Below are 8928 nucleotides of genomic sequence, written 5' to 3'. Positions count from 1 at the left end.
CGAGTCGTTCAACGCCTTGTTCCTGAACGAAGCGCGTGCCGCCGGTGGCCTGAGCCACCCGCACATCGTGACGGTGTTCGACGCCGGCGTGAGCGAACAAGGCGCCTACATCGCGATGGAGCTGCTCAAGGGCCGCGACCTTCGCCAGCTGCGCCTCGAAGGCTGGAAACCCACGCCGACACAGGCCGCGCTCGTGGTGCGCCGCGTGGCCGATGCACTCGCCTACGCCCACTCCAAGGGCGTGGTTCACCGCGACATCAAGCCGGCCAACATCTTCATGGTGGGCCGCACCCAGCCGCGTGTGCTCGACTTCGGCATCGCCCGTGTCGCCCACCAGCACGAAGCGCATGCCGAGGGCGACGTGGCAGGCGGCTCGCCCTACTACATGTCACCCGAGCAGGTGCGCCAGCAGCCGGTGGATCGGCGCTGCGACGTGTTCTCGCTCGGCGTGGTGCTCTATGAGCTGCTGACCGGCACGCGGCCCTTCCGTGGCGCCTCGTTGAAGGAGATCACCGACGCGGTGGTCGAGTTCACGCCGCCCAAAGCGCACGAGGTCGACGCCACCGTGCCCAAGGCGCTGTCCGACATCGCCTCGCAGGCGATGGAAAAGAACCCCGACGACCGCTACCGCTCGGCCCGCGCCTTGTCGCGCGAACTGCGTCACTGGCTCGAAGAGCACGCCCAGGAAAGCGCCGAAACGGCCGATGAAGCCCCCGACTCGCGCAAGCGCTCGATGGTGTGGGCTGCAGGCGCGTTCGCCGCCGTGTTCGTGGCAGGTGCCGTCTGGTGGGCCCTGAGCTCCCAGCCGCCGGCTCCGGAAGTGGTGCAGACGCCGCCCGCACCCGTGCCACAAGTGGTGGCTGCCGTCGCGCCGCCGGTGGTCGAAGTGCCGGCCTCTGCGACCCTGGCCGCGGCTCCCGCCAGCGCGGTCGCCGAGGCGCCCGTGGTGGCAGCGCCCGCCTCGGCGCCACCCACGCCTGAACCGCCCCCGGTGGTGGCCCAGGCCACACCGCCCACCCAGCCTGTCGCCCCCAAAGAAACCGCCAAGGAAAGCGCCAAGGAGCGCCGTGCCCGAGAGCGCGAGGCCCGGCTTGCCACCGGCGCCGGTGCAGCGGCTGCCACGGGCGTGCTGCGCATTGCCGTCAGCCCGTGGGGCCAGGTCGAGGTCGACGGCAAACCGGTGGGCATTGCGCCGCCGCTCAACGAGCTCACGCTGAGCGAGGGCCGCCACACCATCACCATCCGCAACGACGAGTTCCCGCCTTACAGTTCGAGCGTCAACATCGTGCCCGGCCAAGCCGTCTCACTCAAACACCGATTCGGATCATGACCAGAACCTTTCACGCCCTCGCGCTCGTGCCCCTGATGCTCGCCGTGCTGGCCGGCTGTGCCACCCAGAGCAAGCCGGCCCCGGTGGGCCTGCTCGACGTGGTCTCGCGCCCGGCCGAGCGTGCGCTGCAAGGCGGGCTGCGTGCTTACGACGACGCGCAATACGCTGACGCCGAGAAGCAGCTCAACCAAGCCCTGCAAGCCGGCCTGGCATCGCCGCGCGACAAGAGCGCGGCCCACAAGACGCTCGCCTTCATCTACTGCACGAGCAAGCGGCTGCTGGAGTGCGAGGCCGAGTTCCGTGCCGCCAGGCAGGCCGACCCGGCCTTCGCGCTCAGCAAATCAGAACAAGGCCACCCGCTGTGGGGCCCGGTCTACAAGAAGACGCAGTGAGCCCACAGTGATAATGCGCGGGCTGGCGACCAATGGGCCGCCCGACTCGCGTACATGACTGCACCCAGCCTGCCCCCCTTCGCGCACACGCTGCGCATTTACTGGGAAGACACCGACGCCGGCGGCGTGGTGTTCTACGCCAACTACCTCAAGTTCTTCGAACGCGCGCGCACCGAGTGGCTGCGCAGCATGGGCTTTGGGCAAGAAGAGCTGCGCGCGCAGACGGGTGCCATCTTCATCGTGTCGCAGACCAGCGTGCGCTATCTGCGCCCGGCGCGGCTCGACGACCTGCTGCGCGTCACCGTGGAGCTGCGCCACGCCGGCCAGGCCAGCATGACCATTGCCCAGGTGGCCTGGCGCGACGAGGAGCGCGTGGCCGAGGGCGAGATTCGCATCGGCTGCGTCGACGCACAAAGTTTCAGGCCACGCCGCATCCCTGACCCCTTGTTGCAAGCGTTGGCCACTCACTGGCTGACGTAAGCCTTGCCGCATGCAAAATCGGCGCGGGCGGAACCGATGCCGCGTTTGGCCCTCTCACCCACGCCCTCGCAGAACATGGAACCCGCTGAATGAACCAAGACCTCTCCATCATCAGCCTGGTGCTGCAGGCAAGCTTCGTCGTGCAGCTCGTCATGGTGGGCCTGCTGCTGGTGTCGCTGGCCAGCTGGACGGTGATCTTCGGCAAGCTCTTCGGCCTGAAGAAGGTGCGTGCCGACAACGACGAGTTCGAGCGCGAGTTCTGGGCGGGCAAGAACCTCAACGACCTCTTCAATGACGCCGGGCGCCGCGTCGAGGGTGCGCCGATGGAGCGCATCTTCGCTTCGGGCATGCGCGAATTCATGAAGATGCGCGAGCGCCGTGTGGCCGACAGCGGCCTGCTGCTCGATGGCTCGCGCCGTGCCATGCGGGCCAGCTTCCAGCGCGAGCTCGACGTGGTCGAGGCCAACCTCTCCTTCCTCGCGACCGTGGGCTCGGTGTCGCCGTACGTGGGCCTGTTCGGCACAGTCTGGGGGATCATGCATGCCTTCGTCGGCCTGGCCAATCTCACGCAGGTGTCGCTTGCCACAGTGGCACCCGGCATTGCCGAGGCACTGGTGGCCACCGCCATCGGCCTCTTCGCCGCCATCCCGGCGGTGATCGCCTACAACCGCTTTGCGCGCGACATCGACCGCATCGCCATCCAGATGGAGACCTTCATCGAAGAGTTTTCCAACATCCTGCAGCGCAACGCCAGCCAGCCCTTGCCGCCTGCGGCTGGCAGCGTGCCCGGAGCCCGCTAGACCATGGCCGCCGTCACACCGATGCGGGGTGGTTCACGCCGCCGCACCATCAACGAGATCAACATGGTGCCCTTCATCGACGTGATGCTGGTGCTGTTGATCATCTTCATGGTGAGCGCGCCCCTCATCACCACCGGCGTGGTCGACCTGCCCAGCATCGGCAAGAGCAAGCAGCAGCCCAAGAAGGTGATCGAGGTGGTGGTCGGCAAGGACGAAGCGCTGCGCCTGCGCGTGGACAACAAAGAGGTTTCCACCATGACCTTGAAGAACCTGGCCGACCGCGTGAGCGCGGCCCAGGGCGGTGACATCACCGCGCCGGTCGTGATCTCGGCCGACAAGGCCGTGAAGTACGAAGCCGTGGTGCGGGTGATGGACCTGCTGCAAAAGGCCGGTGTGCAACGGGTTGGTCTTTCGGTGAAGAGCAACGGCTGACCATGGAAATGGTGGTGGTCATCGCAAGACGGGCCGAGCGCCGGGCCGCTCCCAAGTCGGCCCGTGCCACCTCGGGGGGGCGTCCGATGTACTCATCGGGCGAGGGGTCGTCTTGACCACGCTCCAGCGCGACAACCTGATGCCCAAGTCGTCAGACGGCACCAGCCGTGGGCTGGCCATTTCCGCCGTGGTTCACCTGGGCCTGGTGGTGGCGCTGGCCTTCGGCGTGAACTGGCGTTCGAGCGAACCTGCCGGCGTCGAAGCCGAGTTGTGGGCCTCGGTGCCGCAGGTGGCGGCGCAGCGCGACATCGCGCCCGAGCCCACGCCTGAACCCAAGCCCGCACCGGCGCCGAAGCCGGTCGAACCCAAACCCGAGCCCAAGGCCGCGCCCGACCCGCAGATCGCCATCGAAAAAGCCAAACAGGAAAAGCTCAAGAAGAAAGAAGACGAAAAACGCGAGCAGGAAGAAAAAGACAAGCTCGACAAGAAGAAGGCCCTGGAAGAAAAGGCCAAGCTCGAGAAAGCAAAAGAGAAAGCCGAAGCCGACAAGCAGAAGAAGCTCGACGAGCAGCGCGACAAGAACCTCGCCCGCATCAAGGAGATGATGGGCGTCGATGGCGGCAGCCCGGGCGGCACGGCCGCGCGCAGCGCCGGGCCTTCAGCGGGTTATGCCGGGCGCATCATTGCGCGCATCAAACCCAACATCGTGTTCCCCGACACCATCAGCGGCAACCCGGCCGCGGTTGTCGACGTGCGCCTGGGGCCTGACGGCACCATCGTCTCGCGCAAGCTCAAACAAAGCAGCGGCGTGAAGGAGTGGGACGACGCCGTGCTGCGCGCCCTCGACAAGACCGAGATCCTGCCGCGCGACACCGACGGCACGGTGCCGTCGCAGATCGACATGACCTTCCGGCCACGCGACCTGTCGTGAAAGATTGACCGGCACCTGGCGCGCGTCAAACCCTCATCAGGCGCGGCTCCAGCAAACGATCGAGCGACCATCGGCCCGGCCCCCAGAGCACCAGCGTCATCAACAAGCTGCCCCAGAACACATGCTGCTGCAGCGCGGCCGGCGCGATCTCGGCCAGGCTCAACACCGCCACCCCATTGAGCACCGACAAACCCAGCGCCGCGAAGCGCCCGGCCAGCCCGAGCAAGAGCAGCACCGGCAGCACCAACTCGCCCGCCGTGCCGGCAAAGGCCGCCACGCTGGGCGATAGCAAAGGCACCTGGTACTCGTCGGCAAACAGGGCAAGCGTGGTGTCCCAGTCGTTGATCTTGGTGAGGCCTGCCAGAAAGAAAGCCTGCGCGACATAAAACCGCGCGGCCAGTTGTGCCAGCGGCTGCAGCGTTTCAAGGCCGGCCACGAGGCGGCTCCACAGGCTCAGCAAGGGGGTGACAAAGACAGTGCTCATGGCGGGCTCTCAGGTGTTCACAGCCCGTTGGTCGCAGCCACGCCGGGCTTCTTGCACGCGTAGCGGCAAAAATCAGCCCCCACGCAGCGCACGCCAGAGCCAGCCACTTTGCAAGGCCTGCAGCAGCCAGGGCTCGAACGCAAAACCGTCTCCGGCTTCGGCCAACGCCACAGCGAGCGTCTCACCATTCAGCAGGCACTGCACCCAGCGCGCCGTGTCGGGGCTGAGGGCCTGCACCTGCGCACGCCAGCCCGATCGCCAGACCAGGGCCGTTTCAGCCTCGCTGTGGGCCAGTGCCCGGCGGGCCTGCTCGCGCCGCTCGGCGGCGCCCTCGCCCGGGCGATGCGCCAACCACACGCTGACGATGGGGTGGTCGCTCGGCAGCAGCGCGGTGCCGGGCATCAGCTGCAAGCGCAGTTGCGAGGGTGGCGTATCAGCCAGCAGGCTCAGCGAATCGGTGTCGATGCTGGCGTCGGCTGCACGCTCCGCGGCGGCCACCAGCCAGTCGAGGCGGGCGCTGTCGGCCAGGTAGGGCACGTCGCGCAGCTGCTCGCTGTGGGCGATGAAGGCCGGCAGGCCGTCGCCGAAGCACGCGAGGTCGCCGAAGGTGGGCGGTTGTTGGCGCCAGAACGCACGCGCCAAGGCAGCAAACGACTCCTCGCCTACCAAGGCCTGCACGGTCGGGAAGCTCGCCGCCAGCGCACGCTCGGCTGCCGCGCCGGCGTGGGCCTGGTAGGCCTGCAGGCCGCGCTGGATACGTGTGTCGCCGTGCGCCAGGCCCTGCAGGTCACCACCGCCCCACAGCGCAGCGATCAACGCTCGCTGGCGTTGCGCTTCTGCGTTCATGGGCGGCGGGCCATCACGTCGGCGGCAGCTTGGGCTTCGCCCAGCAGCACGTCGAGCGTGGGCAGGTCGGTGTCCCACTCCACCAGCGTGGGCAGCGGGCCCAGGCGTTCGATGGCGTGGCGGTACACCTGCCACACCGGCGCGTGCACGCGGCTGCCGTGGTCGTCGATCACGATGTCGCCCAGGTCCTGGTAGCCGGCGAGGTGGATCTCGCCGACGATGCCGGGGGCCAGCGCATCGACCCAGTCGCACACGCTGCGCACCGGGTCGGGCTGCGCGTCGTTGAGCGCGTTCACCACCAAATTGTTGACGTCGAGCAGCAGGCCGCAACCGCTGCGTTGTGCCAGCGCATTGAAGAACTCGGGCTCGCTGAAATCGCGCTCGGCGAAATCAAGATAGGCCGAGAGGTTCTCGACCAGGATGGGCCGCTTCAGCCGGTCTTGCACCTGCGACACATGGGCCACCATGATGGCCAGCGACGCTTCGGTGAAGGCCAGCGGCAGCAGGTCGTTGCCGTGCAGCACCGGCCCGCCCTCGCGCTGCGGCGCGCGGGCGAAGCAGGCGTGGTCAGACACCCGCAAGGGCTCGGTGCGCTCGACCAGCCGCGCAAGTTGGTCAAGGTGCCAGGGGTCGAGCCCGGCGGCCGAACCCAGCGCCAGGCCCACGCCGTGCAAGCTCAACTCGTAGTGAGAACGCGCCTCGTGCAGCACGGCCAGGGCCGCGCCGCCGTCGGCAAAAAAGTTCTCGGAATGCACCTCGACAAAACCGAGCACCGGCCGACGCTCCAGCAGCTCGGCGTAGTGGGGCTGGCGCAGGCCGATGCCCGGCAAGATCACTTCTTGATGGCCTTCTTGGCCATGTCGGCGTCGGTGCCACCCATCTCCTTGCAGGTGCCCTTGGCCACGTACTTCCATTCGTCGGGCGCCTTGTCGACCTTCGACTGGCCCGCGCACGAGTGGGAGCCCGACAGGTTGGCACAGTCGTTCTGCCCCGCCTTGGCAATGCCGTAGCACTTCTCCTTGGCCTTGTCTTGCGCAGCCGCCTGGCCGGCCAGACCGAGGGCGAGCAAGGATGCGAGGGCGGTCGAAGCGATCAAACCTTGGTTCATGGAAATTCTCCTGAGGGTGAAGTGGGTGAAGGTGTCACGAGCAATTGCAGCGACATGGCTCTGTCGGCGAGCGGCGATGGCATCTTACAAACCTGCGAACGCAGGTTGATTGAAAGCCGCACAACGTGAGGGCCACAATGCAACCAACCTGTGTGCCCCGAGCGGAGACTGACTGCCCCATGCGCCCCCTTCACATCAGCCTGCTGATTGCCGCCATGGCCTGGGCCGGCATCGCCGCTGCTCAAACGCGCTGGGACCTGCCTGCCGCCTACCAGAGCAGCAGCTTCCACTCTGAAAACCTGGAGCAGTTTGCGAGCGACGTCGACAAGGCCACCCACGGCAAGCTCAAGATCACCGTGCATGCCAACGCCTCGCTGTTCAAGGCGCCCGAGATCAAGCGCGCGGTGCAGGCCGGCCAGGCGCAGATCGGCGAGATCTTGCTGGTGAACCACCAGAACGAATGGCAGATCTACGGCGCCGACGGCCTGCCCTTTCTCGCCACCAGCTACGACGAGTCGGCCAAGCTCTACAAGGCGCAAAAGCCGATGCTTGAGAAGAAGCTCGCCGAACAAGGCCTGCTGTTGCTCTACGCCGTGCCCTGGCCGCCGCAAGGCATCTTCAGCAAGAGGCCCATCAACGCGGCCATCGACCTCGAAGGCGCGAAGTGGCGCGCCTACAGCCCGGCCACCTCGCGCATTGCCGAGCTGCTGGGTGCGCAGCCGGTGACGGTGCAGCAGGCCGAGCTCCCGCAGGCCATGGCCACCGGCCTCGTCGAGTCGTACATGTCATCGGGCTCGACCGGCTACGACACCAAGGCGCACGAGCACCTGAAATACTTCTACGACATCCAGGCCTGGTTGCCCAAGAACGCGGTGCTCGTGAACAAGGCCGCATTCGATGCGCTCGACCGCGCCACCCAGGCGGCCCTGCTCAAGGCCGCCTCGGTGGCCGAGACGCGCGGCTGGGTGGTCTCGCGGGCCAAGAACAGCGAATACCTCGAGCTGCTGAAGAAAAACGGCATGAACGTGCTCGCGCCGCCCTCGCAGCTCAAGGCCGACATGGAAAAGGTCGGCGACACCCTGCTGCGGGAGTGGTTGCAAAAAGCCGGTCCCGAAGGCCACAACCTGGTCGACGCCTACAGAAAACTCTGATGCGCTGAACAGCCCCCGGATGGGCCCGCAATTCGGGCCATTTGCACCCCACCCGCTGCCTACCATGACCGTGCGGAAAGACGTTCCGCACTTGGGCCATGCGCGCGCCACACGCGCAGCGGGAAACAAATGTCCGACCTCTCCGATTTCGTCAACATGGATTTCGCCAGCGACGCACCGGCCACCCTGCCGCGTGCGATCGATCCGGTGGAAAAAACCCGCCACGCCGCCTTTCGCTGGCCGACGCCGCCGTTTGCGTCGTACCCCGACGCGGCCGAGCAGAACCAGGCCCAGGGCTGCGAGTTTGTTGGCACCAACGGCAAGGCCGTTGCCGGCCGCTTGATCTTTTTTGTGCCCGAAGACCAGGTGGCCCACGTGCAGGTGCCGCCCGCGCGCACGACCATGCCGCTGCGTTTCAACCAGTTCCGTTCGTTGCGGGTGATGGAGCCGATCAAGCCCATCAGCACGACCCTCATCACGCACGAAAAACACGCGCTGATGCTGGAGCAGCGCCCGCGCAGCAGCTACCGTGTGATGCTGCCCGACGGCGTGCAGATCGACGGCAACACCATCGGTCATGTGGAAACCGCGCACGGCCTGTTTCTCTTTCCGCCGGTCGACGACAAGGGCAGCGTGCAGCGCCTCTTCGTGCCGCGCGGTGGCTACACCTCGTATGAAATCGGCCCACGCATCGGCGAGCTGCTGATCCAGCAGAACGCTGCCACCCCGCAACAGGTGGAGCAGGCCGCCGACGTGCAAAAGCAGATGCGCGACCAGAAGCTGGGCGACATCTTGTTGCTGCGCCAGGTGGTGACGCCCGAGCAGTTGCTCGCGGCGATTGAAAAACAGGCGCGCATGCCGATGGTGCGCATCGGCGAAGCCCTCACCTCGCTCGGCATGGTCACCGACGAGCAGCTGCAAGACGCACTCGGCCAGCAGCAGCAAGACCGCAACGTGCCGCTGGGCGAGCTGCT

Annotated in this window: 12 protein-coding genes; 8 read left to right on the top strand and 4 right to left on the bottom strand. The window is 66.9% G+C overall.

Features of this window, described 5'->3' with window-relative positions; translation table 11 throughout:
* From RMO40_RS25135 to tolA, 6 genes are all read left to right on the top strand, one after another.
* Positions 1–1330 (top strand): protein kinase domain-containing protein (locus RMO40_RS25135; RefSeq protein WP_309726653.1); only part of this gene is annotated, 1330 nt, incomplete at its 5' end.
* Positions 1327–1722: a TssQ family T6SS-associated lipoprotein gene (locus RMO40_RS25130; RefSeq protein WP_309726651.1), complete on the top strand. Its 396-nt coding sequence runs from the start codon at positions 1327–1329 to the stop codon at positions 1720–1722. The genes RMO40_RS25135 and RMO40_RS25130, both read left to right, overlap by 4 nt.
* A 54-nt stretch (positions 1723–1776) precedes the next feature.
* Positions 1777–2202 carry a tol-pal system-associated acyl-CoA thioesterase gene (ybgC, locus tag RMO40_RS25125; RefSeq protein WP_309726649.1) on the top strand — a complete coding sequence of 142 codons (426 nt, stop codon included), beginning with the start codon at positions 1777–1779 and terminating at the stop codon, positions 2200–2202.
* An 89-nt stretch (positions 2203–2291) separates the two neighbouring features.
* Positions 2292–3002, top strand: coding sequence for a protein TolQ (gene tolQ, locus RMO40_RS25120; protein ID WP_309726647.1), 711 nt, complete (start codon positions 2292–2294; stop codon positions 3000–3002).
* A 3-nt stretch (positions 3003–3005) separates the two neighbouring features.
* The gene (locus RMO40_RS25115; protein ID WP_309726645.1) at positions 3006–3434 is read left to right on the top strand and encodes a biopolymer transporter ExbD; all 429 of its coding nucleotides are present in this window, start codon (positions 3006–3008) and stop codon (positions 3432–3434) included.
* 112 nt (positions 3435–3546) lie between these two features.
* On the top strand, positions 3547–4365 hold the full coding sequence (gene tolA, locus RMO40_RS25110; RefSeq protein ID WP_309726643.1) for a cell envelope integrity protein TolA: 819 nt from the start codon (positions 3547–3549) through the stop codon (positions 4363–4365).
* Positions 4366–4390: 25 nt separating this feature from the next.
* Here tolA and RMO40_RS25105 read toward each other — a convergent pair whose 3' ends face one another.
* From RMO40_RS25105 to RMO40_RS25090, 4 genes are all read right to left on the bottom strand, one after another.
* A complete protein-coding gene (locus RMO40_RS25105) occupies positions 4391–4849 on the bottom strand; it encodes a DoxX family protein (RefSeq protein WP_309726641.1) in 459 nt (152 codons plus the stop codon).
* Between the two features lie 72 nt (positions 4850–4921).
* Positions 4922–5695, bottom strand: coding sequence for a DNA-binding domain-containing protein (locus RMO40_RS25100; protein WP_309726640.1), 774 nt, complete (start codon positions 5693–5695; stop codon positions 4922–4924).
* Positions 5692–6525: a multinuclear nonheme iron-dependent oxidase gene (locus RMO40_RS25095; RefSeq protein ID WP_309726638.1), complete on the bottom strand. Its 834-nt coding sequence runs from the start codon at positions 6523–6525 to the stop codon at positions 5692–5694. Before RMO40_RS25095 ends, RMO40_RS25100 begins: the two co-directional genes overlap by 4 nt.
* A gap of 2 nt (positions 6526–6527) precedes the next feature.
* On the bottom strand, positions 6528–6803 hold the full coding sequence (locus tag RMO40_RS25090; protein ID WP_309726636.1) for a DUF2282 domain-containing protein: 276 nt from the start codon (positions 6801–6803) through the stop codon (positions 6528–6530).
* Positions 6804–6982: 179 nt separating this feature from the next.
* Here RMO40_RS25090 and RMO40_RS25085 point away from each other — a divergent pair, with 179 nt between their 5' ends.
* Both RMO40_RS25085 and RMO40_RS25080 read left to right on the top strand, forming a co-directional pair.
* Complete coding sequence (locus tag RMO40_RS25085) at positions 6983–7954, top strand: TRAP transporter substrate-binding protein DctP (protein ID WP_309726634.1); 972 nt, start codon at positions 6983–6985, stop codon at positions 7952–7954.
* Positions 7955–8083: 129 nt separating this feature from the next.
* On the top strand, positions 8084–8928 hold an 845-nt coding region (locus tag RMO40_RS25080; protein ID WP_489660244.1), incomplete at its 3' end, for a cyclic di-GMP-binding domain-containing protein, MshE-related.

Origin of the sequence: Rhizobacter sp., from assembly GCF_031412075.1 — a bacterium.
GTDB lineage: Bacteria > Pseudomonadota > Gammaproteobacteria > Burkholderiales > Burkholderiaceae_C > Rhizobacter.
The sequence above is the reverse complement of the archived record's forward strand: the minus strand, read 5'-3'. Positions and strand labels throughout refer to the sequence as shown.